The following is a 25296-nucleotide window of genomic DNA, read 5'->3' as shown; positions in this document are numbered from 1 at the left end:
GGTGCAGGGGGTGGGGGGCCGGCCGGCCCGGTCGAGCCGGCCGGCCCCTGCGCGGGGGCTACTGCTGGACGGTGAGGTTCAGCAGCGCCGACGCGGCGTTGGTGTCCGCCGTGGCGGTGTGGGTGACGGTCAGCTTGTAGCTGCCCGCCGCGAGCTTCGGGAGCGTCACCACGACGTGCCCGTTCTCGTCGAGGGTCCCGGTGAGCATCGCGACGGTGGAGAGGTTCCTCTTCACCATCACGCTCACCTGACCGGTGCCGGCGACACCCGTCGAGGACTTCGCGTCGACCGTGACCTGCGCGCTGGCGCCCGGCTTGACCGGGTTGGGCGAGACGGTCGCGGTGAGCTCCGAGGCGGCCTTCGAGACGATCAGGCGGGCGGTGCCCTCCGAGGCCTTGAAGGTGGCGTCCGAGCCGTACGCCGCACGGAAGGTGTGGGTGCCGGCGCCGAGGGTCTTCGGCAGGGCGAAGGTCGCCTTGCCGTCCTTCAGCGTCGCGCGGCCCAGCTCGGTGGCGCCCTCGTAGAGGACGACCTCTCCGCCGGGGTTCCCACCCTGACCGGTGACCGTGACGGTCGCCTCGCCGGGTGCCCCGAAGGTCACGCGGGGAGCCGAGAGCGCCACAGTGGTGGTCGACGCGGCGGTCGGGGCGTTCGCCGCGGCCAGGTCGAGCGTGAACTTCACCGTGCCGACCGCCGAGACGTTGCCGCCGGTGTCGGTGGCGCGGTACTGGATCGTCCGGGCGCCGTTCGTGGTGAACGGGACCGTGTACGCGCCGTTGACGGCGCGGACCGTGGTCCACGTCGTGCCGTTGTCGGCGGAGTACTGGACGGTGGAGAGCGCTCCGTTGTCCGTGGCGGTGAGGCCGAGGGTCACGGGCTTGTTGTAGACGCCGCCGACGCCCGCAGGCGCTGCCGGGTCGAGGGTCGCCGCGACGGTCGGAGCCGTCTTGTCACCGGCGCCGGCACCCTGGAAGGTGAGGGAGTCGAGCGACAGGCCGTTGGGCGAGGTCACGTAGAGCGAGCCGGTGCCGCGGGGGACGTTGGTGCCGAAGGGGACGAGGACGTCCTTCCAGCCGGCTCCCGCGGGGATGGTCGCTGTTCCGAAGGGCGCTGCGTCGGCAGCGTTCCAGCGGAGGTCGACGGTGCCCTCACCGGTGGCGCGGACCACGACGCCGGTCAGGTTGGCGAAGTTCACCGGGTCCCAGCGCAGGAAGGATCCCGCACCGAGTCCGCTGACGGCGTTGCCGCCGCTGGCGGTGGTGTCCGCGTAGGGCAGGACGCCCTCACGGGCGGCGTGCTCCGCCTCCTGCGTCTTCGGGTTCAGCCGCAGCGTCGCCTCGGCCGCAGCAGGGGGCAGGCCGTTGAAGCCGCCGTCCGTGTAGGTCACGACGACGGTGCCGTACAGCAGCGCGCCGGGGCCGTGCTCGGGCGAGTCCTTGGACGTCGGGAACGCTCCCTTGGCACCGGTGCCGGTGACCTCGGGGTGGGCGTGCTCGTCGTGGCCGAGGCCGTAGGTCCAGCCCACGCGGCTGCTGACGATCTGGTCGCCGTCCTCAGCGTCCTTGCCGGTCACCTGGTAGGGGATCGCGTCGCCCCAGCTGAAGAACGAGCCGTTGCCGGGCGTCTGGATCTGGATCTGCGGCGCCTGGTTGCCGACCGAGATGACCCGCGAGGTCAGGCTGAACTTGCCCTTGGCGTCGGTGACGCGCAGACGGGCCGTGAACTGTCCGAGCTCGGTGTAGGTCTTCTTGACGGTCACTCCGGTGGCGTCGAAGGTGCCGTCGCCGTCGAAGTCCCAGTCGTAGGTGAGCGCGTCGCCCTCGGGGTCGGTCGATCCCTTGGCGTCGAACGTGACCTCGAGCGGGGTCTGCGAGGCGGACAGGGGGGTCGCGGTGAAGCGGGCCTGCGGCGCCTTGTTGCCCTCGGCGTAGTCGATCCGGTACAGGCCCGCGTCGGGGTTGGCGCGGAAGAATCCGTCGCCGTACTCGATCACGTACATCGACCCGTCGGGGCCGAACTCCATGTCCATCGGGTTGTCGTGGATCGGCTGCGCGGCCTGGCTGAGCGCCGCGTTGGGGAGGAAGTCCTCGATGTGCGTGACCGCGCGGTCCTCATCGAGCGTGAACGCCGCGATGTAGTCCTGCGAGAACTCGCCGAAGAAGGTCTTCTTGTCCCAGTACTCCGGGAACTTCGACGTCGAGGTGTTCTCCGCGTCGAAGTGGTACACCGGTCCGCCCATGGGGCCCTGGCCGGTGCTGGTCCCGAAGTTGACGAGCTCGTCGAACGGCTGGTCGCCGGGGTTGTCGCCGTAGTAGACGGTCGCCGCCTTGGCGTCCGGGATGTCGACGAGGCCGGTGTTCCAGCGCGAGTTGTTCTTCAGGTTCTCCGGGTCGAAGAAGCCGCGGGGCGTCGACGTCTCGAAGTTCCACTCGTTGTACGGCGCGTTGGGTCCGTGGACGTAGGGCCAGCCGGAGTTGTGCGGCTCGTCCAGTCCGGTCGCGTTCCACTCGACGAGGCCCATCGGGCCGCGGACGCCGTCGGCCGCAGCGGCCTTCGTGGCGTCGGGGCCGTAGTCGCCCCAGGAGAGGGTGTTCGTCTCGGCGTCGACGTCGATCTTGAACGGGTTGCGGACGCCCATCACGAAGATCTCGGGGCGGGTCTTCTCGGTTCCCACCGGGAAGAGGTTGCCCTCGGGGATCGTGTACGAGCCGTCCTCCTGCACGGTGATCCGGAGGATCTTGCCGCGGAGGTCGTTCGTGTTGCCGGCGCCTCGACGCGAGTCGAAGCCCGGGTTCATGCGGGGCGCGTCGTTGTTCGGCGCGAAGCCCGCGGCACCCGGAGCGCTCGCCGGCGTGTTGTCGCCGGTGGAGAGGTACAGGTTGCCGTCGGCGTCCCAGTCGAAGTCGGCACCCACGTGGCAGCACTGCCCGCGCTGGGTCTCGATGTCGATGATCTTCTGCTCGCTCGCGAGGTCGAGGCCCGAGCCGGTCCACTTGAACCGGGAGAGGCGGTTGATGCCCTTCCACTGGTCCCAGTAGCTGTCGGTCGCGCCCTCGGGCAGCATGTTCGGAGCCGCGCCGGTCGGGGTGTTCCCGGGGGGCGCGTAGACGAGGTAGACCCACTTGTTCTCGGCGAAGTCGGGGTCGATGCCGACGGACTGCAGCCCGTCCTCCGAGTTCTGGTACACGGGGATCGTGTTGACGACACGGGTGGTGCCGGTCTTGGGGTCGGTGTGGCGGATCTCGCCGTTCCGAGCGGTGTGGAGGACCGACTTGTCCGGGAGGACGGCCAGGTCGAGGGGCTCGCCGACGTTCTTCGTCAGCAGGACCTTCTCATAGTTGCTCCAGTCGAGAGCGGATGCTCCGCCCTCGGAACCGTGGTCCACTCCGTCGTGGGCCGAGGCGGGCAGGCCGAGGGCGGTGAGTCCGGAGACCGTCACCATCCCGGCGATGCCGAGTGCGAGAAGACGCCTGATGCTTCTTCTCGAGGATCGCTTACCATTCATGCGTGATGTGATTCCTTCAATGAGGTGTTCATCGCAGAGGCCGGGTCCGTCGCTGTCCGCACGACTGAGCGGATCCGGTCTCCTCCTGTCCGGCCCTGGGGCCGGTGTCTTGCACTCCTCCTCCTCTCGCGGATGCCGGTGGCGCTGCGCTGCGGGTCGTCAGTGATCCCGGGGCGGCGCCGAGGTGGGGGTCGGCGCGGGATGGTTCCCGCGCCGACCCGGGCTGGTGGGGCCGATCAGGACTCGAAGGCCGAGGGCAGGTACTCGGAGACGTTGTCCTTGGTGACGACCGGCGCGAAGAGCTGGATCTGGCGCGGGACGCCGAGCGAGCTGGTGTCGGCCATCGACTTGTTCTGCTCGACGAGGCGGGCGAGCTTGATGCCGTCCGCGGCCTGGGTCGAGGGGTACACGACCGTGGCCTTGACGACGGAGTCGTCGGCCTCGATCGCGCGCATCACGTTGGCCGATCCGGCGCCGCCGACGAAGAGGAACTCGTCGCGTCCGGCGGTGTCGATCGCCGCGAGGACGCCGACGCCCTGGTCGTCGTCGTGGTTCCAGATGGCGTCGATCTTCGGCGCGGCCTGGAGGAGGTTGGCCGCGGCCTGCTCTCCGCCCTGGACGGTGAAGTCGGCGGCGACGCGGTTGTCCACGTCGAGTCCGCAGCCCTCGAGCGCGTCCGAGAAGCCCTGGCTGCGCTCCTGGGTCAGCGGGAGGGAGTCGATGCCGGCGATCTCGGCGACGACGGCGTCGGGGTTGTCGCCGAGCTCCTCGCAGATGTAGGTGCCGGCGCTGACGCCCATGCCGTAGTTGTCGCCGAGGATGGTCGACCGGGCGGCGAAGGGGCTGGAGAACTCGCGGTCCACGTTGATGACGGTGATGCCCGCCTCCATCGCCTGGGTGGCGACCTGCGTGAGCGCCGCTCCGTCGATCGGCAGGAGCACGATCGCGTCGACGCCGTCGTTGATGAAGGTCTCGACCTGGCTGATCTGGAGATTGACGTCGTTGGTGCCCTCCGCGGTGCGGAGCTCCACGTCGTCGTACTTCTCGGCCTCGGCGATGGCGGCGCGGCTGACCGCGCCCATCCAGCCGTGGTCGGCGGCGGGAGCGGTGAAGCCGATGACGACGTTGTCGCCGGAGGCGTCGTTGTCCGAGGCGGCCACGGCGGCGGCGGTCCCACCGGAGGCGGCGTTGCCGGTCTCGACCGGGGCGTTCGAGATGCAGCCGGTGAGCATCAGCGCGACGGCGCCGAAGGCGACGCCGGCCGAGCCGAGTCGGGCGGTGCGGGAGAGGCGACTGCGGGTGAAGGGGCGTGCGGGCATGGAAGTGATCTCCTTCGATCGATCCGAGGGGTCCGAGGGCACACGTGTCCTGCGGAGAGGTGACCTGAGTGGTCGGGTGGGTTGCTGTGTGTGGAGGAGCGGGGCCGGAGCCCCGGGGTCAGGACTTCCTGCCGCGGGCGGCGAACCGCTGCTGCAGCAGGACGGCGGCGACGATGATCGCGCCCTTCGCGACGGCCTGAGTCGAGGTCGACATGTTGTTCTGCGTGAACACGTTGGTCAGGGTCGTGAAGATGAGGACGCCGAACACGGTGCCGACGATGGTGCCGCGGCCGCCGGCCAGCAGCGTGCCTCCGACGACGACCGCCGCGATGGCGTCGAGCTCGTAGAGGAGGCCGTTGGTCGAGCTGCCAGCGGTGGTGCGGGCGAGCATCATGACGGCGGCGATGCCGGCGGTGAGCCCGGCGAGGCCGTAGACGTACATGGTGTGGCGGCGGACCTTGATGCCGGCGAGGCGGGCCGCCTCGGGGTTGCCGCCGACCGCGATGGTGCGGCGGCCGAAGGTGGTGCGGTTGAGCAGGATCCAGCCGGCGACGGCGACGACCACGAAGATCAGCACGAGCACCGGGATGCCGAGCACGTCGGCGCGGAAGAAGTCGAGGAACGGCGTGACCGTGACGACCTGCGTCTGGCGGTTCGAGATCAGCTCGGCGAAGCCGCGGGCGGCGACGAGCATCGCCAGGGTCGCCATGAAGGCGACGACCCGGCCGTAGGCGATCAGCGCGCCGTTGATCAGGCCGCAGACGAGGCCGACGACGACCGCGGTGAGCACGATCACCAACCAGGAGGTGTTGGCCGCGTAGTACTGGGTCGAGACCGTGCTCGCCCAGACCGTCGCGAGCCCCATCACGGAGCCGACCGAGAGGTCGATGCCGCCGGAGGTGATGACGAAGGTCATCCCGATGCTCAGCACGCCGATGACCGCGGCGAGGCGGAGGATCGTGAGCACGTTGTCGACGCTGGCGAAGCGCTCCCCCGCGGTCGCGAATCCGACGATGCAGAGGATCACCAGCGCGAGCAGCAGCCCGACGTTGCGGCCGAGGGAGCCCTGCATGAGGCGGGCCATCCCGGAGCGGGAGTCCTTCGAGGGCACGCCCCCGGAGGAGCCTCCCGTCGCGGCCGACGCGTGACGGGCGGCGTCCTCCTGCGGACCGCCGATCGACGGCGACGCGGTGTCGAGCTGTCCGCTCACGCTGCACTTCCTTCCATGACGAGATCGAGCACGCGGTGCTCGTCGATCGAATCGGCCGGGCCCTCGTGGACCACGGCGCCGTCGGAGATCACGAGCACTCGGTCGGAGAGTCCGAGGACCTCGCCGATCTCGCTGGAGACCACGAGCACGGCGGCGCCGTTGGTCGCGAGGTCCCTGATCAGGGTGTAGATCTCGGCCCGTGCGCCGACGTCGACCCCGCGGGTCGGCTCGTCGAGCAGCAGGACGCGGCAGCCGCGCACGAGCCAGCGGGCGAGGAGCGCCTTCTGCTGGTTGCCTCCGGAGAGGGTGCGGGCGTCGCGGTCGACCCCGGAGGGCCGCAGGTCGAGGGAGACCGCCTGCTCGGCCGCCGCCGCGCGCTCGGAGCGCTCGTCGAGGAAGCCGCGCTTGGCGAAGCGGTCGAAGGTCGAGAGGGTGATGTTGCGGTAGACCGGCTCGTCCAGGAGCAGGCCCTGGCTCTTGCGCTCCTCCGGGCAGAGGCCGATGCCGGCGTCGACCGCCGAGGTGACGGATCCGGCGCGCAGGCGCTTGCCCGCCACGCTGACCGTCCCGGTGCTGGCGCGGCGCGCCCCGTAGATGGTCTCGAGGATCTCGGAGCGGCCGGAGCCGACCAGTCCCGCGAGGCCGACGACCTCGCCGGCGCGGATCTCGAGGGAGACGTCCGAGAAGGAGCCCTGCAGGCCCAGCTTCTCGACCTTCAGCAGCGTCTCGGCCTCGACGTCGAGCTCCTGGCGGTCCGGGAAGACGTACTCGACGGCGCGGCCGGTCATCAGGGTGATGAGCTTCGAGGTGGGGGTGTCGGCGACCGCGAGGTTCTGCGCGACGGTCGCGCCGTCCTTGATCACGGTGATCCGGTCGCCGATGGCGCGGATCTCGTCGAGGCGGTGCGAGATGTAGACGATGGCGACGCCGGAGGCGGTGAGCTGGCGCACCACGTGGAAGAGGTTCTCCACCTCCTCGGAGTCGAGCACCGCGGAGGGCTCGTCCATGATGATGACCCGCGCGTCGTGCGAGAGGGCACGGGCCATCTGCACGATCTGCTTGCCGGCGGCGGAGAGCGTGCCGACCTCGCGGTTCGGCGAGATCTCGGAGTGGCCGAGGCGCTCCATCAGCTCGCGGGTGATCCTCGTGGCCTTCGCCCGGGCGGTGAAGCCGCCGCGGGAGAGCTCGTGGCCGAGGAAGATGTTCTCGGCGACGGAGAGGCCGTCGACGACGTCGAGCTCCTGGTACATCGTCGCGATGCCCAGGGCGAGGGCCGCCGTCGGGGACGGGATCGTGACGACGTTCCCGTCGACGAGGATCTCGCCCTCGGTGGGCTGGTGGGCCCCGGCGAGGGTCTTGATGAGGGTGGACTTGCCGGCGCCGTTCTGGCCGAGGAGGCAGTGCACCTCACCGGGTCGGACATCGAGGTCGACGCCGTCGAGAGCACGGGCGCCGGGGAAGACCTTCACGATGCCGCGCATCTGCAGAAGCAGCTGCTGAGACTCGTCGGAGGTGCGGGGAAGAGGCTGTGCAGCAGTGCTGCGGGGGTCTGCGGTGACCATGCGGATGAAGCTACTTCCACTTACGTCGCGGGTCAAGCAAAAGTTCTGAACCGATTCGAAGGCGGTTCGAGTGATCGCCCAGTCGCCCCAGGGGCTTCCTGCTACCGCGTCAGGGCTGGGATCCGCGGGATTACGCGACATCTGACGGCGGCGGTTGAGACATTCCGTCCGTGATAGAGCGCTCTCCGAACCCTATGAACGCGCTCATGTCCGTGCAGCCCGGGCGCGTCGCCCCGGAGGCGGCCTCGCCGAGCGCGGTAGCGCCCGCGCCCCGACCCGTGGCAGGGTCGTACGGCCGACGAAAGGACGACGATGTCGAACGACCGAGCCCTGCGCGTCGCGATGGTGGGGACCGCCTTCATGGGCCGCACCCACTCGCACGCCTGGCGCACCGCCTCCCGCTTCTTCCCCCTCCCCCTCCGCCCCGAGCTCGCCGTGCTCGTGGGGAGCAACCCCGACTCGACCGCCGAGCGCGCCGAGCGGCTGGGCTGGAGCGAGGCCTCCACCGACTGGCGGGCCGTCATCGCCCGCGACGACATCGACCTCGTCGACATCTGCACGCCGGGCGACACCCACGCCGAGATCGCCATCGCGGCCCTCGAGGCCGGCAAGCACGTGCTGTGCGAGAAGCCCCTCGCCAACTCCGTCGAGGAGGCGGAGCGGATGGTCGCCGCGGCCGCCGCCTCCGGCAAGGTGGCGATGTGCGGCTTCAGCTACCGCCGCACCCCGGCCCTCGCCCTCGCGAAGCGCTTCATCGAGGAGGGCCGCCTCGGCGACATCCGCCACGTGCGCGCCCAGTACCTGCAGGACTGGCTGTCCGACTCCGAGGCGCCGCTGACCTGGCGCCTGCAGAAGGAGCGCGCCGGCTCGGGCGCCCTCGGCGACATCGGCGCGCACAGCATCGACACCGCCCAGTGGCTGACCGGCCGCGGCATCACCTCGGTCTCGGCGACGCTGCGCACCTTCACCACCGAGCGCCCCGTGCTCAGCGAGCAGGTCGGCCTCGGCGGCCGCGCCGGTGCCGACGCCCCGCGCGGCGCCGTGACCGTCGACGACGCCGCGGCCTTCACCGCCTCCTTCGAGGGCGGCGCCCTGGGCGTCTTCGAGGCGACCCGCGTCGCGACCGGCCGCCGCAACGCCAACCGGATCGAGGTGAACGGCGAGCTCGGCTCGATCGCGTTCGACTTCGAGCGGATGAACGAGCTCGAGTACTACGACGCCCGCGACCCCGAGGAGGCGCAGGGCTTCCGGCGCATCCAGGTCACCGAGCCGGCGCACCCGTACATGGCGGCCTGGTGGCCGACCGGGCACGGCATCGGCTACGAGCACCTCTTCACGCACCAGGTCGTCGACCTCGTCGAGGCGATCGCCGGAGGCACGGCGGTCACGCCCACATTCGCCGACGCCCTCGACGTGCAGCGCGTCCTCGACGCGGTCGCCACCAGCGCGGGCGCGTCGTCCGTCTCCACGCCGGTCGCCCGCTGACCCGACCGTCCCCTCCCCGCGAGATGCCGCTCCGGTGCGCCTCCCCCGGCGTGTCGCGTGCCGAAGCGGCGTCTCACGGAAGGGGGCGGCGGGCGCGGGGAGTCACAGTCGGCGCCGTGCGCCGATCCTGCGCCATAATGCGCCTATGAGCAAGAAGATTGACGCTGCGCATCGCGCACTGGTAGAGGCCCTCGACAAGCACGCCCGACTCGTCTCGGACAAGGAGTCGAAGCCGCGGAAGGTCGAACGGGCCGGAGCTGAGCTCCGCGCCGCGACGAAGGCGTACGCCGCGCTCGTGTCCGCGCGCACCGGCGCCGCGAGCCCCTTCGCCGATCTGGCCGACCCCCGCCTGGACAAGCCGACCATCGCGTCGCTCCGGGCCGAGCGCGACGCGATCGCGAAGCGGATCGCCAAGCACGAGGCGTCGGCGGGCGAGGACGGCGCGCTCGCGAGCTGAGCGTCCGGCGCGGCGCGGTCAGGCGCTGAGCGCGCAGCCGCAGCGCGATCCCGCGCTGAGCGGCGCTGTGGCGCGCTCTCAAGCTGAGCGCGCCCCACGGCGGGACCCCGCGCCGAGCAGCCGCGACGGCGCGCTCGCGCGGTGAGCGCGCGCCTCCGCTGCCTCCGAGTCGCCGTGTTACGCGCGGGTTCCGCGCGGGTCCGACCGCCTTCGTAAGGTGATCCCCGGGATCCGCGCAGTCGCGGCGCCGAGCGACCGGAGGCCGGTCGCAGCGCCGGCGGTGACCAGCAGCGCCCGGTCGGCACCGCGTGCCCGGATCCTCTCCACGGAAGGATCCCCACAGCCATGACCCTGCGCACCCGACTCCTCGCGACCTCCGCGATCGCCGCCTCCGCCGCCCTCCTCCTCTCCGGCTGCTCCGGCGCGGGCGGCGGCGACGACACCGTCCGCATCGGCGTGGTCGGCGCGAGCGACCCCTACTGGGCCACCTACGAGAAGGCCGCCGCCGACGCCGGGATCGACGTCGAGATCGTCGACTTCAGCGACTACAACCAGCCCAACCCCGCCCTCACCGAGGGCGAGATCGACCTCAACCAGTTCCAGCACATCGCCTACCTGGCGCAGTACAACACCTCGGCCGACGCCGACCTCGTGCCGATCGGCGCGACCGCGATCTACCCGCTCGGCCTCTACTCCTCGCAGTACGACGACGTCGCGGACATCCCCGCCGGCTCCACCGTCGCGATCCCCAACGACGAGACGAATCAGGCGCGCGCGCTGCTGGTGCTGCAGTCGGCCGGGCTCGTCGAGCTGAAGGACGGCGGCGGAGTGCTCTCGAACGTCGACGACGTCGAATCCTCCTCGAAGGTGGAGGTCACCGCGCTCGAGGCCTCCCTCACCCCGACGTCGCTCCCGGACGTGGCCGCCGCGATCATCAACAACGACTTCATCGAGAACGCGGGCCTGAAGGCCTCGGACGCGATCGCCCAGGACGACCCGAGCGACCCCGCCTCCCTGCTCTACACGAACATCTTCGCCGCCCGGGCCGACGACGCCGGGAACGAGACCTACACGAAGCTCGTCTCGATCTACCAGGACAGCCAGGACGTGCTCGACGGCGTCTCGGAGCAGTCCGGCGGCACCGCGGTCTTCCTGAAGACCCCCGCCTCCGAGCTGGAGACCTCGCTCGAGTCCGCCGAGACCGACATCTCCGCCACCTCCTGACTCCGGCACCCGCGGCACCGCGCCGGTCGGGTCCTCCGCTCGCGGAGCTCCCCACCGGCGCGGTCCCGCGCCTCCCCCGCAACAGAAAGGGCGCCCCGTGCCGCTCATCCGCATGACCGACGTGCGCAAGGTGTACCCCGGCGCAGGGCGCGGCGCCGCCCCGACCGCGGCCGTCGACGGCGTGAGCCTCGAGATCGAGGCGGGCGACGTCTACGGCGTGATCGGCTACTCCGGCGCCGGCAAGAGCACGCTCGCGCGCCTCGTCAACGCCCTCGAGCCCGCGACCAGCGGCAGCATCGAGATCGACGGCCGCGAGACCATGGGGCTGCCCGAGCGCGAGCTGCGTCGGCTGCGCCTGGGCATCGGGATGATCTTCCAGCAGTTCAACCTGTTCGGCTCGAAGACCGTGGGGCAGAACGTCGCCTACCCGCTGCAGGTCGCGGGCGTCCCGCGGGCGGAGCAGCGCGCCCGCGTCGACGAGATGCTCCGCTTCGTCGGCCTGAGCGACAAGGCGCGCAGCCACCCGGAGCAGCTCTCGGGCGGGCAGAAGCAGCGCGTCGGCATCGCCCGCGCCCTCGCCGCCTCCCCGCGCATCCTGCTGGCCGACGAGGCCACCAGCGCGCTCGACCCGGACACCACCGGCGAGGTGCTCGCCCTCCTCCGCCGCATCAACGAGGAGCTGGGCGTCACCATCGTCGTGATCACCCACGAGATGGACGTGGTCCAGCAGCTCGCGACGAAGGTCGCGGTGATGGAGTCGGGCCGCATCGTGGAGCGCGGGCCCGTCTTCGACGTGTTCTCGGCCCCGCGCGAGCCGGTCACCCGCCGCTTCGTCTCCACGGTCGTCCGCTCGGTGCCCTCGCCCGCGGAGGCGGCCGTGCTGCGCACGCGCCACCGCGGCCGGCTGGTCACGCTCTCGTTCTCGGACGACTCCGCCTCCCAGGGCGACGTCTTCGCCGAGGTCGCGGCGGCCGGCGTGCCGCTCGAGCTCGTCTACGGCGGCATCACCGACGTCCGCGGACGGGCCTTCGGCCACCTCACGGTCGCCCTCGACGCGCCGGACGGCGTCGTCGACCCCCTCCTCGCCCGCCTCGGCGGACGCGTCGCCCTCACGGAGGTGCCCCGATGAACGAGCTGATCCCGCTCCTGCCCAAGCTCGTCCAGGCGACCGGCGAGACGCTCTACATCGTCGCGCTGAGCCTCCTCTTCGGCGGGCTCGGCGGACTGCTGATCGGACTGGGCCTCGCGCTCACCCGCGGCGGCGCCCTCTACGCGAACCGGATGGTCCACGGACTGCTCAACGTGATCGTGAACGTGTTCCGGCCGATCCCGTTCATCATCTTCATCGCCGCGGCCCAGCCGCTGGCCCGGCTGGTGGTCGGCTCCGGCATCGGCACGGACGCCATCGTCTTCACCCTCTCGCTCGGCGCCGCCTTCGGCATCGGGCGGATCGTGGAGCAGAACCTGCTGACCGTGCAGCCCGGCGTGATCGAGGCGGCGCGGTCGGTCGGAGCGAGCCGGTTCCGGATCGTCCGCACGGTGCTGCTGCCGGAGGCGCTCGGTCCGCTGATCCTCGGCTACACGTTCGTGTTCGTCGCCGTGATCGACATGTCGGCGGTCGCCGGCTACATCGGCGCCGGCGGGCTCGGCAACTTCGCGATCCAGTACGGCTACCGGCAGTTCGAGCCGGTCGTCACCTGGGCCGCGGTGCTCGTGATCATCGTGATCGTGCAGCTGGTGCAACTGCTCGGCAACGTGCTGGCCCGGCGCGTCCTGCGCCGCTGAGGCCGCCCCCCGCACGAACGCGAGACGCCACTCCGGTACGCGACACGCGAGGGTCGCTGTACCGGAGTGGCGTCTTGTGGAGGCCCGTCCGCCGGGGCGGGAGGCGTCAGTAGCGCGGCTTGCGCTCCGGGCGCTCGCTCGAGCGGCTCGGGCCGCTGGGGCGTGCGCCGCGGTCGGCGCCGGCGCGGCTCGGACGGCGGTCCGGCTTCAGCTCGATCAGCTGGCCGCTGATGCGGGTGTCGGCGAGGCGGTCGAGCACGTCCTGGGGCAGGTCGGCCGGCAGCTCCACGATCGAGAAGTCCGGGCGGATGTCGATGTGCCCGAAGTCGCCGCGGTTGAGGCCGCCCTCGTTCGCGAGCGCGCCCACGATCTGGCGGGGCTCGACGCGCTGGCGGCGGCCGACCTCGATCCGGTACGAGGCGAGGTTGCTGTTCGCCGGGCGCTGACGGCGCTCGGGACGCTCGCCGCGGTCGCCGCCGCGGTCGAAGCGGTCGCCGCGCTCGGGGCGGTCGCCGCGGTCGGGCCGGGAGTCGCGGTCCTCGCGCTCGCGACGGGCGAAGCGGGGGTCGTCGGGCGAGAGCAGCAGCGGCTCCTCGCCCTGCGCGACGATGGCCAGCGCGGCGGCGACGTCCGACTCGACCACGTCGTGGTGCTCGACGTAGTGGCCGATGATGTCGCGGAAGCGCTGCAGGCGCTCGGTGTCGGCGAGCGCCGCGGTGATCGCGTCGTCGAAGCGCGAGAGGCGGGTGACGTTGACGTCCTCGACGCTCGGCATCCGCATCTCGGTCAGCGGCTGGCGGGTGGCCTTCTCGATGGCGGCGAGGAGGCGGCGCTCGCGCGGCGTGACGAAGCTGATCGCCGCTCCGCTGCGCCCCGCGCGACCGGTGCGGCCGATGCGGTGGACGTACGACTCGGTGTCGATCGGGATGTCGTAGTTGACGACGTGGCTGATGCGCTCGACGTCGAGGCCGCGGGCGGCGACATCGGTCGCGACGAGGATGTCGAGCTTGCCCGACTTCAGCTGCTCGACCGTGCGCTCGCGCTGGGCCTGGGCCACGTCTCCGCTGATCGCCGCCGCGGTGTAGCCGCGGGCGCGCAGCTTCTCGGCCAGCGTCTCCGTCTCGCTCTTCGTGCGGACGAACACGATCATGCCCTCGAAGTTCTCGACCTCGAGGATGCGGGTGAGGGCGTCGACCTTCTGCGGGTACGACACCATCAGGTAGCGCTGCGTGGTGTTGACGGAGGTCGTGGTCTTGTTCTTGACCGTGATCTCCTCCGGCTCCTTCAGGTACTTGCCGGAGATGCGGCGGATCTGCGCGGGCATCGTCGCCGAGAACAGCGCGATCTGCTTCTCGACGGGGGTGTCGGCGAGGATCGTCTCGACGTCCTCCGCGAAGCCCATCTTGAGCATCTCGTCGGCCTCGTCGAGAACCAGGAACTTCAGCTGCGAGAGGTCGAGGGTGCCCTTCTCGAGGTGGTCCATGATGCGGCCGGGCGTGCCGACGACGACGTGGACGCCGCGGCGGAGCGCGGAGAGCTGGGTGCCGTATCCCTGGCCGCCGTAGACGGGGAGGACGTGGACGCCGCGGAGGCCGGACGCGTAGCGCTCGAACGCCTCGCACACCTGCAGCGCGAGCTCGCGGGTCGGGGCCAGCACGAGGGCCTGCGGCGTCTTCTGCGAGACGTCGAGGCGCGAGAGGATCGGCAGCGCGAACGCCGCGGTCTTGCCGGTGCCGGTCTGGGCGACGCCGAGGACGTCGCGGCCGGAGAGGAGGGACGGGATCGTCGCGGCCTGGATGGCCGAGGGCGTCTCGTAGCCGACCTCCTTGAGGGCCTTGAGGACCGGGTCGGAGAGACCGAGGTCGGAGAAGGTGAGCGTGGGGGCGCTCTCGGAAGCGGTGTCGGCTTCGGGGGCGGAATCGGGGGTATCGGTGGACGCCATGGTGCAACGGTAGTGCTCCGGCGGCGCCGCCGTCCGAGGGAACCCCGAACGCTCGGGCGATCCCGACCCTCCGGAGGCGCCTCGAGCGCCTGTCACGGGGTGAAGTCGAGCAGCACCTTGCTCGAGCGCGAGGCGTCGCGGGCGAGCTCGAAGGCCTCGAGCGCGCGCTCCAGCGGCAGCACCTGCGTGACCACCGGCGCCACCGCGAGGCTCCCGTCGGCGAGCGCCGCCAGCACCTCGTCGATCTCGTCGACGAAGCGGAAGGAGCCGATCAGGCGCAGCTCCCGGGTGATCGCGAGCGAGATCAGGGCCGGCTGCTCGCCCGAGGGGAGGAGTCCCACCATCACGACGGTGCCGCCGCGGGCGGCGCCCCGGACGGCCGAGGCGAGGCCGCGCGGGCTGCCCGAGGATTCGAAGACGACGTCGGCGGCGACCTCGGCGATCGCGTCGGCGTCGGTCGCGCGGATCGTCCGGGTCGCGCCGACCGCGCGGGCGATCGCCAGGGGCTCCTCGGCCAGGTCGACGGCGACGATCTCGGCCGCCCCCGCCCGCTTCAGCACGGCGACGATCAGCGCTCCGATCGGGCCGCTGCCGATCACCAGCACGCGACGTCCCGCCACCTCTCCGGCTCGCGAGACCGCGTGCCAGGCGACGCTCGCCGGCTCCGCGAGCGCCGCCTCCCGGAGCCCGAGGCCGGCGGGCAGTTCGCGGAGCATGCGCGCCGGCAGCACCGCGTGGCGGGCGAACGCGCCCTGGGTGTGCGGCATCCGCGCGGCGCTGCCCAGGTAGGTGCCCTCGGTCGCGAGGTTCGGGCGCCCGTCGGGCCACTCGCCGCGCGCGGTCGCGGGGTGCACGGCGACGGCCGCGCCGTCCGGGGGTCCGGAGCCGTCTGCCGCTGCCTCGACGACCGTGCCGACCACCTCGTGGCCGAGCGTCAGCGGCTCGCGGAGGATCGACTCGCCCGCGGCGCCGTGCGTCCAGTAGTGCAGATCGGAGCCGCAGATCCCGCCGTACGCGACGGCGACGAGGGCCTCGCCGGAGCCGCGCGGCGCGAGCGGCGCCTCCTCGACGCGGAGGTCGCCGGCGGCGTGGACGACGACGCGGGTGGTGGAGGCGGGGACGAGCGCGGTCATGCGGGTTCCGTTCGGTGGGTCGAGGGGTGGCTCAGACGACGACGGTCATGCCGCCGTCGATGAAGACGACCTGCCCGTTGACGTAGTCCGAGCCGTCGGAGGCGAGCCAGACGGCGGGGCCGATCAGGTCCTCGACGCGGCCCCAGCGCGCGGCGGGCGTGCGGCCGAGGATCCAGCTGTTGAACGCCACGTCGTCGACGAGGCCCTGCGTCATCTCGGTGTGGATGTACCCCGGAGCGATCGCGTTGACCTGGATGCCGTGCTGCGCCCACTCCGCCGTCATCGCGCGCGTGAGGTTGCGGATCCCGCCCTTCGAGGCGGTGTAGGGCGCGATCGTCGGCCGCGCGAGATCGGCCTGCACCGAGGCGACGTTGACGATCTTCCCGGCGCCGCGCGGGATCATCCGCTTCGCCGCCGCCCGGCCGACCACGAAGGCGCTGGTGAGGTTCGTGCGCAGCACCCGCTCCCAGTCGGCGACCTCGAGCTCGAGCAGGGGCACGCGGTGCTGGACGCCGGCGTTGTTGACCAGGATGCGCAACGGACCCACCGCCTCCTCGATCCAGGCGACGCCCGCCTCGGCGGCCGCGTCGTCGGTGACGTCGGCGGGGAGCGCTCGCGCGCGGAGGCCGGGCCGAGACGTCCCGCTGCGCGCCGGGACGCCGGCGAGGGGCGGTGTCTCGGCGAGGGGCGGTGTCTCGGCGCGGGGCGGTGTCTCGGCGCGGGGCGGTGTCTCGGCACTGACGGGCAGCGGGAAGCCGGCGCCTCACCGCTGCCGGGCGCGTGAGCACGGCAGCTCGGCGGAGAGGCGCCGCGCGAGAGCAGCCTCCGCGCGTCGGCGCAAGGGCCCCCGCTCCGGGCGTCGCCGACCTAGCGTCGGAGGATCGGCATCATCGAGCGAAGGAGCACGACATGGCATCAGGAGTCGCAACGGTCTGGGTCCCCGTCACGGACATGGAGCGGGCGGTCGCGTTCTACCGCGACACGCTCGGCCTCGAGGTCAAGGACACCTCGGCCGACTGGTCGGAGCTGGACGCCGGCGGGCTGATGATCGGCCTGAACGCCCGCGAATCGGCCACGGTCGCGGAGCAGGGCGGGGCGGTCATCTCGTTCCAGCCCGAGGGCTCGATCGAGGACGAGCTGGAGCGCCTCACGGCGCGGGGCGCGTCGATCGAGGGTGAGATCAGCGACCACGAGTGGGGCCGCATCCTCCCCTTCAAGGACTCGGAGGGCAACGACCTCCAGTTCTACTCGCCGCCGCAGGGCTGAGCGGAGGACCGCCGTCGAGGCGGCCGCGACGAGCGGCGGGCGGGCCGGAGCCGGAGGGCTGCGGTCCGCCCGCCGCTGTGCGTCGCGCGGCCCGTCGGTCCTCGCGCAGGCGCTTCGCCCGGCCGGTCCGATCCTCGGATCGTCTCTCCGCCGCACGTGAGGCCCTCCTCCCAGCCCGCCTCCGCACCTGAGGTCCTAGGATCAGTTGTCCGCCGCATCTGCGGACCCCAGATCCGGAGGTCCCCGTGCATCGTCGCCTGCTCCCCCTCGTCCCGGCCGCTGCCGCGCTCCTCCTGCTCGCCGGCTGCTCCGCTCCGTCGACCCCCGCCGGCGATACGGCCACCGGCGGCGCGACGTCCTCGGTCGGCGGCTCCATCACGGTCTTCGCCGCCGCCTCGCTGAAGGGCGCGTTCACCGAGCTCGCCACGGGGTTCGAGGCCGCCGAGCCCGGCGCGCAGGTCGAGCTCTCCTTCGCCGGCTCCTCCGACCTCGCGACGCAGATCGTCAACGGCGCCCCGGCCGACGTCTTCGCCTCCGCCGATGAGCGCACCATGTCCACCGTCGCCGAGGCCGGGTTCGTCGACGGGGACCCGGTCGACATCGCCACGAACACGCTCGAGATCGCCGTGCCTCCCGGCAACCCGGCGCAGGTCGCCTCGCTCGCCGACCTCGCCCGGCCCGGGACCGCCACCGTCGTCTGCGCGCCGCAGGTGCCGTGCGGAGCAGCGGCCGTCGCGGTCGAGCAGGCCGCCGGTGTCGACATCTCCCCCGTGAGCGAGGAGTCGTCGGTCACCGACGTGCTCGGCAAGGTGTCCTCGGGTGAAGCGGACGCCGGGCTCGTCTACGCGACCGACGTCCGCGGGGCCGCGGGCTCGGTCACCGGCATTCCCTTCGATGAGGCCTCGGAGGCGGTGAACACGTACCCGATCGCGGCGCTGACCGGAGCGGGCGACCCGGCCACGGCGGCGGCCTTCGTCGCGTACGTCGCCTCCGACGCCGGGCGCGCGGTGCTCGCGGCGGCCGGGTTCGGAGCACCGTGAGAGGCGTCGCGGCGTCGGAGGAGACCTGCAGGGCGGTCGGCAGGTCGGTCATAGGAGGGTCGTAGGACGGTCATCGGAGGCGCAGAGCCCCGGCCGCAAGGGTTGCTCGCGACGGACACCACGATCGACGAGGAGCACGACCATGACCCGCATCCCGGAGCCCCGCAGCACGCCCGACGGACCGGCCTACGAGGGCCGGCGGCTCGACCGCCCCGAGGAGGAGGTGGTCGACCAGGGCCTCCCGTTCGACGTGGGGACCCTCTTCTCGCGGCGCGGCGTGCTGACGCTGGTCGGTGCGGGGGCGGCGACCCTCGGGCTCGCGGCGTGCGCCACCGGAGGATCGGGATCCGCCTCCTCCGCCGCCGCGACCGCCACCGCGACTCCCACCGCGACCGCCACGGCCGGGGCCGGCACCGCGGTCGCCGGCGAGATCCCCGACGAGACGGCCGGCCCCTACCCGGGCGACGGCTCGAACGGGGTCGACGTCCTCGAGCGCTCCGGGATCGTCCGCAGCGACCTGCGCACCAGCATCGGCGGCGGCGCGACGGCCGACGGGGTCCCCCTGGCCCTCACTCTGACGATCCTCGACGCGGCGAACGGGGACGTGCCGTTCGCCGGAGCCGCCGTGTACGTCTGGCACTGCGATGCGCACGGGGACTACTCGATGTACTCCAGCGGCGTCGAGGACGAGACGTACCTCCGCGGCGTGCAGGTCGCCGACGCGTCGGGCGTCGTCTCCTTCGCCTCGATCGTCCCGGCCTGCTACTCCGGCCGCTGGCCGCACATCCACTTCGAGGTGTACCCGGGAGCGGACTCGATCACCGACGCGTCGAACGCGATCGCGACCTCGCAGGTCGCCCTGCAGGAGGAGGCGTGCACCGCGGTCTACGCCCTCGACGCGTACGCGGGCTCGGCCGCGAACCTCGCCCGGGTCGGCCTGGACACCGACTCCGTCTTCGGCGACGACGGCGTAGCCCTGCAGCTCGCGACGATGTCCGGCAGCCCGGCGTCCGGCTACTCCGCGGCACTCACGGCGAGCGTCGACACCCGCACCGCGCCGACCGCGGGCGCCGCGCCCCGCAGCCGCTGACCCCCGTCCTCCTCCGCGGGACGCGCCTCCGGTCCGCGACACGCCGACGGAGGCGCACCGGAGCGGCCTCTCACGAGAGGGAGAAGGGGCGTCAGCGCAGGAGGCGGCGGGCGACGGCCACGGCGCCGAGCGCGGCGAGGACCCAGGGACCGCCGACGACCAGCGGGTCGAGGATCTGGTGGCGCACGTCGGTCCGGCCGCGGCGCGAGGCGATCGGGTGCGCGTGCGCCTCGGCCAGCACACCGGTCTCGGTGATCGGATCGTCCGGCCGTGTCGTGAGCAGCGAGCGGAGGTGCGCCCCGGTCGACTCCACCCGGTCGCCCAGCACGAGCAGCAGCCAGTGCGCGTGGCGCCCCTCGCTGAACCGGTCGTAGGCGTAGCGGCGGATCGCGCCCGAGAGGCCGTGGAGGGGCTGCGCCGTGCCGAAGACGGCGGGCAGCTCGAGGTGCTCGATGCTCTTCTCGCGACGGCCGTGCGTCCGCATCCTCTCCGGGCGCTCCCAGTGCGCGCCCGACACGAGGTCGCTGCGCTCGCGGGGGAAGGCGGGCCGGTCGGCGGGATCGAGGTCGGCGCCCCAGCCCGGGATGCGCGCGCGCAGCTCCTCGGGGGTCGGCACGCGGACGGGGCGGTCGGCGGTGTACGGCACGGGATCCTCCTACGGGACGACGACGGTTTTGATGCAGCCGTCGAGCTTGGACGAGAACAGGTGGTACCCCTCGGCGATGTGCTCGAGCGGGATGCGGTGCGTGATCAGGTCGCTGGGCGTGATGTGCCCGGCACGGATGTGCTCGAACAGGCGCGGCCACTGGCGGGTGACGGGGGCCTGGTTCATCCGCAGCGTGAGGCCCTTGTTGACGGCGTCGCCGAACTTGACGGCGCTCGCGAGCGGACCGTAGGCGCCCATCACCGAGACGGTCCCGCCCTTGCGGACGCCGTCGATCGCCCAGTTGAGCGCGATCGGCGAGCCGCCCTGCAGCTTGAGCTTGGCGCCGGTGACGTGCTGGAGGAGGTTCCCGTCGGCCTCCGCCCCGACCGCGTCGATCACGACGTCGGCGCCGAGCCCGCCGGTGGTCTTCTTGAGGGTGACGATGAGGTCGTCCTCCTCGGTGTAGTCGATGGTCTCCGCGAAGGCGAACTCGCGGGCCTTGGCGAGGCGGTAGTCGATCTGGTCGACGACGATGACGCGGCCGGCGCCCATCAGCCAGGCGGACCGCGCGGCGGCTAGGCCGACCGGTCCGGCTCCGAGCACCACGACCGTGTCGCCCTCGACGATGTCGCCGAGCTGCGCGCCGAAGTAGCCGGTCGAGAAGGCGTCGGTGAGCATCAGGGCGTCCTCGTGCGGCAGCCACTCGGGGATCTTCGTCGGGCCCACGTCGGCGAACGGGACGCGCACGTACTCCGCCTGCCCGCCGTCGTAGCCGCCCGCCGAGTGCGAGTAGCCGTAGATGCCGCCGATCGCGGTGGCGTTCGGATTCACGTTGTGGCAGTTGGAGTAGAGGCCGCGGGAGCAGAACCAGCAGGAGCCGCAGTAGATGGTGAAGGGGACCATCACCGTGTCGCCGACGCTGAGGTTCTCCACCGACGAGCCGACCTCGTCGACCACGCCGATGAACTCGTGGCCGAAGGTGTGGCCGATCCGGGTGTCCGGGAGCAGCCCGTGGTAGAGGTGCAGATCGGATCCGCAGATCGCCGCCATCGTCACCCGGACGATCGCGTCGTTCGGGTGCTCGATCCTCGGCCGGTCCTTCTCCTCCACGCGGACCTTGTAGGGGCCCCGGTAGACCATCGCGCGCATGCAGCCTCCTGTGTCGTCGTCCCTTCAGCGTGCGTCGTGCTCCCGCCGGTCCTCCAGGGGGTTGCGCGCGGGGCCCGGGATCCCCAGCGCCCGTCCCTCCGCCGTCCTCTCCTCCCTCTCCGCGAGATGCCACCCGGATGCGCGGCACGCCGCAGGAGGCGCACCGGAGCGGTATCTCGTGGAGAGGGGGCGGGCACGGCACAGGCTCAGCCGCGGACGTAGGATCGACTCCATGCCGCAGATACGGATCAGGGACGCCGCCGCCGCGCTCGGCGTGAGCGACGACACGCTGCGGCGCTGGATCGAGAACGGGACGCTCGAGAGCGCGAAGGACGCGTCCGGGAGACGCGTCGTCGACGGCCTCGAGGTCGCCCGGCTCGCCCGCGCGAACGCCGTGCTGCCGGAGGATCCGTCCCCGGTCGCGCGCTCGGCCCGCAACCGCTTCGTCGGGATCGTCACCGGCATCGTGATGGACACCGTGATGGCGCAGGTCGAGCTGCAGTGCGGTCCGCACCGCGTGGTCTCGCTGATGAGCAGCGAGGCGGTCCGCGAGCTCGGGCTCGAGCCCGGATCTCCCGCGGTGGCGGTGGTCAAGGCGACCACGGTCATCGTCGAGACGCCGCTCGCCCGCGGCTGATGCGCACCGGGTCCGGCCTGCCGCGCTGGGTCGTGGCCGTCGCCGCGCTCGGCGCCCTGCTGGTGCTGCTCCCGCTCGCCGCGATCCTCGCCCGCGTCGACTGGCCGCAGTTCCTGCCGCTGATCACCTCCGACTCCTCCGTCGCCGCGCTCCTGCTGAGCCTGCGCACCTCCGCCGTCGCGACCCTGCTGTGCCTGCTGCTCGGCACCCCGATGGCCCTCGTGCTCGCCCGCACGGCCTTCCCCGGCCAGCGCCTGCTCCGCTCGCTGGTGCTGCTGCCGCTGGTGCTCCCGCCGGTGGTCGGCGGGCTGGCGCTGCTCTTCACCTTCGGGCGGATGGGCCTGCTCGGCGGCGCACTGGAGGCCCTCGGCGTCCGCATCGCGTTCTCGACCACCGCCGTCGTGATCGCGCAGACCTTCGTGGCCCTGCCGTTCCTGGTGCTGACGCTCGAGGGCGCACTGCGCAGCGCCGGCGCGCGGTACGAGTCGGTCGCAGCGACGCTCGGCGCCTCCCCCGGGACAGTGCTCCGCCGGATCACGCTGCCGCTGATCCTGCCGGGCCTCGCCTCGGGCGCGATCCTCTCGTTCGCGCGGGCGCTCGGCGAGTTCGGGGCGACGCTGACCTTCGCCGGCAGCCTCGAGGGCACGACGCGCACCCTCCCGCTCGAGATCTACCTGCAGCGGGAGAGCGATCCGGACGCGGCGGTCGCCCTCGCGCTGGTGCTCGTGGTGGTCGCGGTGCTCGTGATCGGTCTCGCGCACGGCCGCTCAGCCCGGGGGGTGCCGCGGTGAGCCTGCTGCTGGAGGCGCGGCTCGCGGCGCGCGGGATCGACGTGCGGATCGACGTGGCCGAGGGCGAGACGATCGCGCTGCTCGGGCCCAACGGCGCGGGGAAGTCGACCGTGCTCGAGCTGATCGCCGGCCTCGTCCGCGCCGACTCCGGGCGGGCGACCGCCGGCGGCGCGCTGCTCTTCGACGACCGCCGCTGGACTCCTCCGCACCGCCGCCCCGTCGCCCTGCTGGCGCAGGACCCGCTGCTGTTCCCGCACCTCAGCGTGCGCGAGAACGCGGCGTTCGGTCCGCGCAGCGCCGGCGCCGGACGGGCGCGGTCCCTCGAGCGGGCCGAGCGCGAGCTGGCCGCCGCGGGCGTGGCCGACCTGGCCGACCGGCGCCCGGGGAGCCTCTCCGGCGGCCAGGCGCAGCGGGTCGCCCTCGCCCGGGCCCTCGCGACCGACCCGCGCCTTCTGCTGCTCGACGAGCCGCTGGCCGCGGTCGACGCCCGGACCGCCCCGGTCCTCCGCCGGATGCTCCGCGAGGTGCTCGCCGACCGCTCGGCGATCGTGGTCACCCACGACGTGCTCGACGCCTGGACCCTCGCCGACCGGGTTCTGGTGCTGCACGGCGGCCGGGTGGTCGAGGAGGGGCCGACCGCCCGCGTCCTCACGCGCCCGCGCACCGCGTTCACCGCCGAGCTCGCCGGGCTCGAGCTGCTCGAGGGCGTCCGCACCGCGACGGGTCTGCGCACCGCCGACGGGCACGAGCTGTCCGGAGTCGCGGCCGAGCCGGTCGCGGTCGGCGCCGCGGTGCTCGCCGCGGTCCGTCCCTCCGCCTTCTCCGTCGGAGAGGGAGGCCTCCGCGCCGTGATCACCGATGTGGAGCAGCGGGGAGACGCGGTGCGGGTGCGCAGCGCGCTCCTGACCGCCGACGTCCCGGCGGCCGACGCGGCGCGCCTCGACCTCGCGCCCGGTCGCGAGGCAGGCTTCACCGTCGCTCCGGAGGATCTGCTGATCTACCCGGCGTGAGGGGCGGGCACGAGGAGACGGCTCGCCACCCTGGGCGTGGGAGGGCGAGCGCCCGCCCCGCTACTCCGCCCCGCCGTCGTCCCCGCCGCCGTCCGCGTCGGACAGCGGGAGCCGCACCCTCAGCCGCGCCCCCGCCAGCACGGGCGAGTCCGAGAGCTCCAACGAGCCCCCGTAGACCGCGAGCTGCCGCTCCAGCCGCGCCAGGCCCGAGCGCGTCGACCCCTCGACGAGTCCGCGGCCGTCGTCGTCGAGGGTGAGCACCACGACGCCCGCCTCCTCGTCGCCGCGCACCCGCAGCGAGGAGGCGCCGCCGTGCTTCAGCGCGTTGGTGACCGCCTCCTCCAGGAACCGGACAGGAGCATCCGCTGGTCGAGCGGCGCCTCGGCGCCCTCGGCGGCGAGCGCCGGGATGCGGCCGAGGTCGAGGTCGACGGCGATCTCGGGAGGGAGTCGCGCGACGAGGTCGCGGACGGCGGGGACCAGGCCGTGGTCGATCTCGACCGGGTAGAGGGCGTGGCCGACCGCGCGCACCTCGTCCTCGCGGAGCCGGTCGAGCCGGGCGGCGATGGCGAGCAGCCGCTCCGAGGCCGCCTCGTCGGATGCGCTCGCGACCGCGTGCAGCTCGGCGGTCAGCACCACGAGTCCGTTCTGGAGGCCGCCGTGCAGGCTCTGCGCGACGTCGCGCCGCACCCGCAGCTCCTCCCGCTGCAGGGCCTGCACCGCCTCGAGCGCCTGCACGGAGGCGCGGGCGTGCTCCCGCTCCTTCTCGCGCACCCGCCGCGCCGCGCGCACGAGCAGGTAGCCGTAGGCAATGATCAGCGCGATCACCGTGGATCCCACGACCAGCTCGACCGCGAGAGCGGGGAGGGCCGAGAGCGGGTAGACGCCGGTCAGCACCTGGAGGCAGCAGCGGACGAGTCCCATCCCCACGGCGATGACCGCCGTCCGGGCCACCCGGCCGCTGCCGGTCGAGCGCTCGGGACGCAGCACCGCGACCAGGGCGATCGCGAGCCCGATCGTCGACACGTTGACCAGGACGCGCGTCGTCACGTCGAGCAGCGGCCCCGGATCGACCCCCCGCAGCGTCCGCGACAGCATCCCGAGCGCGAAGACGGCCTGGAGCGCGGCCAGCAGCGAGAGGACGCCGCCCAGGAGGGCCATCGCTCCGAGGACGATGCGGTTGTCCTCGCGCGTATCGCGCGGGCCGGCGCTCACCCGGTGTGCTCGAGGAAGAGGAGCGTCGCGTCGACCCGCGGGTTGCGCTCGCCGTCCGAGCGGACGCCGAGGGACGCGTAGACGGCGTTGACGTGGTTGTCGACCGAGCGGACCGCGATGCCGAGGCGCTCGCCGATCGCGGCGTTGGTCAGCCCCGATGCGAGGCCCGAGAGCACCTCGTACTGGCGCGGGCTCAGCGCGGCGACCGGGGAGTCGCGGCGGGCCGCGCGGGCGGCGACCAGCGCCGGATCGAGCACGGTGCGGCCGTCCGCCGTCGCGCGGACGGAGGCGAGCAGCGCGGGGGCGGAGAGGGAGGAGGTCTTCGAGAGGTAGCTCCAGCCGCGGGCCTCGGCGCGGTCGAGGCGGAGGAAGCGGTGCATCGCGTCGACGGCCGAGAGCAGGACGATGCCCAGCCCCGGCGCGGTGGACCGCAGCCGGCGCCCGAGCTCGATGCCGTCCCCGTCGCCGAGCTCGATGTCGAGGATCGCCACGTCGAGCTCCGCGGGCCGCAGCACCGACCGCGCCTCCGTGGCGGATCCGGCCTCCACGACGCTCCGCACGCCCGGCACCGCGCGCAGCAGCGACGACAGCATGTGCCGGTAGAGGGGCTGGTCGTCGACGACGGCCAGCCTGAGCTCCGGAACGCCCCCCACGGATGTCATCCGCCCATCTTCACCCATGCTCCGGAGGTCGAGGCGTCCCTCGACCAGGGGTCGTCGCGCGGAGATCCGCGTCAGCTCGGGGCGGCGGCGGGCGCCTGCCCCGTGAGCGGGGGGATCAGGAGTGACGGGGCGGAAGGCGGACGCGCGGCGCGGTGAGGCCGGGATCGAC

23 protein-coding genes are annotated in these 25296 nt (G+C 72.8%); 11 read left to right on the top strand and 12 right to left on the bottom strand.

Going from position 1 to position 25296, the window contains the following annotated elements; translation table 11 throughout:
- Nucleotides 1–58: 58 nt before the first annotated feature.
- The 4 genes from C5D09_RS13010 to C5D09_RS12995 form a co-directional block, all read right to left on the bottom strand.
- Nucleotides 59–3505, bottom strand: a complete 3447-nt coding sequence (locus tag C5D09_RS13010) for a PQQ-dependent sugar dehydrogenase (protein WP_181135046.1) — start codon at nucleotides 3503–3505, stop codon at nucleotides 59–61.
- Between the two features lie 236 nt (nucleotides 3506–3741).
- Nucleotides 3742–4824 (bottom strand): substrate-binding domain-containing protein, encoded by a 1083-nt coding sequence (locus C5D09_RS13005; protein ID WP_104222461.1) that lies wholly within the window; start codon nucleotides 4822–4824, stop codon nucleotides 3742–3744.
- 118 nt (nucleotides 4825–4942) lie between these two features.
- Nucleotides 4943–5908: an ABC transporter permease gene (locus C5D09_RS13000; protein ID WP_104222491.1), complete on the bottom strand. Its 966-nt coding sequence runs from the start codon at nucleotides 5906–5908 to the stop codon at nucleotides 4943–4945.
- A gap of 122 nt (nucleotides 5909–6030) precedes the next feature.
- A complete protein-coding gene (locus C5D09_RS12995; RefSeq protein WP_208543410.1) occupies nucleotides 6031–7515 on the bottom strand; it encodes a sugar ABC transporter ATP-binding protein in 1485 nt (494 codons plus the stop codon).
- A 393-nt stretch (nucleotides 7516–7908) separates the two neighbouring features.
- On the opposite strand from C5D09_RS12995, the gene C5D09_RS12990 reads away from it, so the two are divergent.
- From C5D09_RS12990 to C5D09_RS12970, 5 genes are all read left to right on the top strand, one after another.
- Nucleotides 7909–9081 carry a Gfo/Idh/MocA family protein gene (locus tag C5D09_RS12990; protein ID WP_104226598.1) on the top strand — a complete coding sequence of 391 codons (1173 nt, stop codon included), beginning with the start codon at nucleotides 7909–7911 and terminating at the stop codon, nucleotides 9079–9081.
- A 145-nt stretch (nucleotides 9082–9226) separates the two neighbouring features.
- Nucleotides 9227–9538: a hypothetical protein gene (locus C5D09_RS12985; RefSeq protein WP_104222458.1), complete on the top strand. Its 312-nt coding sequence runs from the start codon at nucleotides 9227–9229 to the stop codon at nucleotides 9536–9538.
- 345 nt (nucleotides 9539–9883) lie between these two features.
- The gene (locus tag C5D09_RS12980) at nucleotides 9884–10762 is read left to right on the top strand and encodes a MetQ/NlpA family ABC transporter substrate-binding protein (RefSeq protein WP_104269480.1); all 879 of its coding nucleotides are present in this window, start codon (nucleotides 9884–9886) and stop codon (nucleotides 10760–10762) included.
- A gap of 97 nt (nucleotides 10763–10859) precedes the next feature.
- A complete protein-coding gene (locus tag C5D09_RS12975; protein WP_258062154.1) occupies nucleotides 10860–11891 on the top strand; it encodes a methionine ABC transporter ATP-binding protein in 1032 nt (343 codons plus the stop codon).
- Nucleotides 11888–12547: a methionine ABC transporter permease gene (locus C5D09_RS12970; RefSeq protein WP_104226596.1), complete on the top strand. Its 660-nt coding sequence runs from the start codon at nucleotides 11888–11890 to the stop codon at nucleotides 12545–12547. The genes C5D09_RS12975 and C5D09_RS12970 overlap by 4 nt, the downstream gene beginning before the upstream one ends.
- A 106-nt stretch (nucleotides 12548–12653) precedes the next feature.
- On the opposite strand, the gene C5D09_RS12965 is transcribed toward C5D09_RS12970, so the two are convergent.
- The 3 genes from C5D09_RS12965 to C5D09_RS12955 form a co-directional block, all read right to left on the bottom strand.
- Nucleotides 12654–14489 carry a DEAD/DEAH box helicase gene (locus C5D09_RS12965; protein WP_104237941.1) on the bottom strand — a complete coding sequence of 612 codons (1836 nt, stop codon included), beginning with the start codon at nucleotides 14487–14489 and terminating at the stop codon, nucleotides 12654–12656.
- Nucleotides 14490–14581: 92 nt separating this feature from the next.
- The gene (locus C5D09_RS12960; protein WP_104269479.1) at nucleotides 14582–15622 is read right to left on the bottom strand and encodes an L-idonate 5-dehydrogenase; all 1041 of its coding nucleotides are present in this window, start codon (nucleotides 15620–15622) and stop codon (nucleotides 14582–14584) included.
- A 31-nt stretch (nucleotides 15623–15653) separates the two neighbouring features.
- Nucleotides 15654–16370, bottom strand: coding sequence for an SDR family oxidoreductase (locus C5D09_RS12955; protein WP_104269478.1), 717 nt, complete (start codon nucleotides 16368–16370; stop codon nucleotides 15654–15656).
- A gap of 161 nt (nucleotides 16371–16531) precedes the next feature.
- Here C5D09_RS12955 and C5D09_RS12950 point away from each other — a divergent pair, with 161 nt between their 5' ends.
- From C5D09_RS12950 to C5D09_RS12940, 3 genes are all read left to right on the top strand, one after another.
- Nucleotides 16532–16888, top strand: coding sequence for a VOC family protein (locus C5D09_RS12950; protein ID WP_104222452.1), 357 nt, complete (start codon nucleotides 16532–16534; stop codon nucleotides 16886–16888).
- 245 nt (nucleotides 16889–17133) lie between these two features.
- On the top strand, nucleotides 17134–17928 hold the full coding sequence (modA, locus tag C5D09_RS12945) for a molybdate ABC transporter substrate-binding protein (RefSeq protein ID WP_104269477.1): 795 nt from the start codon (nucleotides 17134–17136) through the stop codon (nucleotides 17926–17928).
- 142 nt (nucleotides 17929–18070) lie between these two features.
- Entirely contained in the window at nucleotides 18071–19018 is a 948-nt protein-coding gene (locus C5D09_RS12940) for an intradiol ring-cleavage dioxygenase (RefSeq protein WP_104269476.1), read from the top strand.
- Between the two features lie 91 nt (nucleotides 19019–19109).
- Here C5D09_RS12940 and C5D09_RS12935 read toward each other — a convergent pair whose 3' ends face one another.
- Both C5D09_RS12935 and C5D09_RS12930 read right to left on the bottom strand, forming a co-directional pair.
- Nucleotides 19110–19664: a hypothetical protein gene (locus C5D09_RS12935; RefSeq protein ID WP_104269475.1), complete on the bottom strand. Its 555-nt coding sequence runs from the start codon at nucleotides 19662–19664 to the stop codon at nucleotides 19110–19112.
- A gap of 9 nt (nucleotides 19665–19673) precedes the next feature.
- Nucleotides 19674–20813: a zinc-dependent alcohol dehydrogenase gene (locus C5D09_RS12930; RefSeq protein ID WP_104247669.1), complete on the bottom strand. Its 1140-nt coding sequence runs from the start codon at nucleotides 20811–20813 to the stop codon at nucleotides 19674–19676.
- 232 nt (nucleotides 20814–21045) lie between these two features.
- On the opposite strand from C5D09_RS12930, the gene C5D09_RS12925 reads away from it, so the two are divergent.
- Genes C5D09_RS12925 through C5D09_RS12915 form a run of 3 tightly spaced genes read left to right on the top strand, consistent with a single transcriptional unit; the run spans nucleotide 21046 to nucleotide 23251 of the window.
- A complete protein-coding gene (locus C5D09_RS12925) occupies nucleotides 21046–21450 on the top strand; it encodes a molybdopterin-binding protein (protein WP_104222447.1) in 405 nt (134 codons plus the stop codon).
- Complete coding sequence (locus C5D09_RS12920; protein ID WP_104222446.1) at nucleotides 21450–22241, top strand: ABC transporter permease; 792 nt, start codon at nucleotides 21450–21452, stop codon at nucleotides 22239–22241. The genes C5D09_RS12925 and C5D09_RS12920 overlap by 1 nt, the downstream gene beginning before the upstream one ends.
- A complete protein-coding gene (locus C5D09_RS12915) occupies nucleotides 22238–23251 on the top strand; it encodes a sulfate/molybdate ABC transporter ATP-binding protein (RefSeq protein WP_104269474.1) in 1014 nt (337 codons plus the stop codon). Before C5D09_RS12920 ends, C5D09_RS12915 begins: the two co-directional genes overlap by 4 nt.
- A 60-nt stretch (nucleotides 23252–23311) precedes the next feature.
- Here the strand turns inward: C5D09_RS12915 and C5D09_RS12910 are convergent, their stop codons facing one another.
- From C5D09_RS12910 to C5D09_RS12900, 3 genes are read right to left on the bottom strand one after another with little or no spacing between them, the layout of a single operon-like run.
- Complete coding sequence (locus C5D09_RS12910; protein ID WP_104269473.1) at nucleotides 23312–23542, bottom strand: hypothetical protein; 231 nt, start codon at nucleotides 23540–23542, stop codon at nucleotides 23312–23314.
- Nucleotides 23543–23568: 26 nt separating this feature from the next.
- The gene (locus tag C5D09_RS12905) at nucleotides 23569–24465 is read right to left on the bottom strand and encodes a hypothetical protein (protein WP_104269472.1); all 897 of its coding nucleotides are present in this window, start codon (nucleotides 24463–24465) and stop codon (nucleotides 23569–23571) included.
- Complete coding sequence (locus C5D09_RS12900; RefSeq protein ID WP_104237929.1) at nucleotides 24462–25127, bottom strand: response regulator transcription factor; 666 nt, start codon at nucleotides 25125–25127, stop codon at nucleotides 24462–24464. The genes C5D09_RS12905 and C5D09_RS12900 overlap by 4 nt, the downstream gene beginning before the upstream one ends.
- Nucleotides 25128–25296 lie beyond the last annotated feature (169 nt).

It is taken from the genome of Rathayibacter sp. AY1C9 (assembly GCF_002932315.1).
Classification (GTDB): Bacteria; Actinomycetota; Actinomycetes; order Actinomycetales; family Microbacteriaceae; genus Rathayibacter.
Note: the sequence above shows the minus strand (reverse complement) of the source record. Positions and strands in the feature narration are given on the sequence as shown.

Excerpts from the sequence above, each read along its gene's own strand:
- C5D09_RS13005 (WP_104222461.1), bottom strand. The coding sequence starts at position 4,824 with ATGCCCGCACGCCCCTTCACCCGCAGTCGCCTCTCCCGCACCGCCCGA.
- C5D09_RS12950 (WP_104222452.1), top strand. The coding sequence starts at position 16,532 with ATGGCATCAGGAGTCGCAACGGTCTGGGTCCCCGTCACGGACATGGAG.
- C5D09_RS12980 (WP_104269480.1), top strand. The coding sequence starts at position 9,884 with ATGACCCTGCGCACCCGACTCCTCGCGACCTCCGCGATCGCCGCCTCC.
- C5D09_RS12925 (WP_104222447.1), top strand. The coding sequence starts at position 21,046 with ATGCCGCAGATACGGATCAGGGACGCCGCCGCCGCGCTCGGCGTGAGC.
- C5D09_RS12940 (WP_104269476.1), top strand. The coding sequence starts at position 18,071 with ATGACCCGCATCCCGGAGCCCCGCAGCACGCCCGACGGACCGGCCTAC.
- C5D09_RS12900 (WP_104237929.1), bottom strand. The coding sequence starts at position 25,127 with ATGACATCCGTGGGGGGCGTTCCGGAGCTCAGGCTGGCCGTCGTCGAC.
- C5D09_RS12990 (WP_104226598.1), top strand. The coding sequence starts at position 7,909 with ATGTCGAACGACCGAGCCCTGCGCGTCGCGATGGTGGGGACCGCCTTC.
- C5D09_RS12960 (WP_104269479.1), bottom strand. The coding sequence starts at position 15,622 with ATGACCGCGCTCGTCCCCGCCTCCACCACCCGCGTCGTCGTCCACGCC.
- C5D09_RS13010 (WP_181135046.1), bottom strand. The coding sequence starts at position 3,505 with ATGAATGGTAAGCGATCCTCGAGAAGAAGCATCAGGCGTCTTCTCGCA.
- C5D09_RS12930 (WP_104247669.1), bottom strand. The coding sequence starts at position 20,813 with ATGCGCGCGATGGTCTACCGGGGCCCCTACAAGGTCCGCGTGGAGGAG.
- C5D09_RS12985 (WP_104222458.1), top strand. The coding sequence starts at position 9,227 with ATGAGCAAGAAGATTGACGCTGCGCATCGCGCACTGGTAGAGGCCCTC.
- C5D09_RS12965 (WP_104237941.1), bottom strand. The coding sequence starts at position 14,489 with ATGGCGTCCACCGATACCCCCGATTCCGCCCCCGAAGCCGACACCGCT.
- C5D09_RS12920 (WP_104222446.1), top strand. The coding sequence starts at position 21,450 with ATGCGCACCGGGTCCGGCCTGCCGCGCTGGGTCGTGGCCGTCGCCGCG.
- C5D09_RS12995 (WP_208543410.1), bottom strand. The coding sequence starts at position 7,515 with ATGCGCGGCATCGTGAAGGTCTTCCCCGGCGCCCGTGCTCTCGACGGC.
- C5D09_RS13000 (WP_104222491.1), bottom strand. The coding sequence starts at position 5,908 with ATGGCCCGCCTCATGCAGGGCTCCCTCGGCCGCAACGTCGGGCTGCTG.
- C5D09_RS12970 (WP_104226596.1), top strand. The coding sequence starts at position 11,888 with ATGAACGAGCTGATCCCGCTCCTGCCCAAGCTCGTCCAGGCGACCGGC.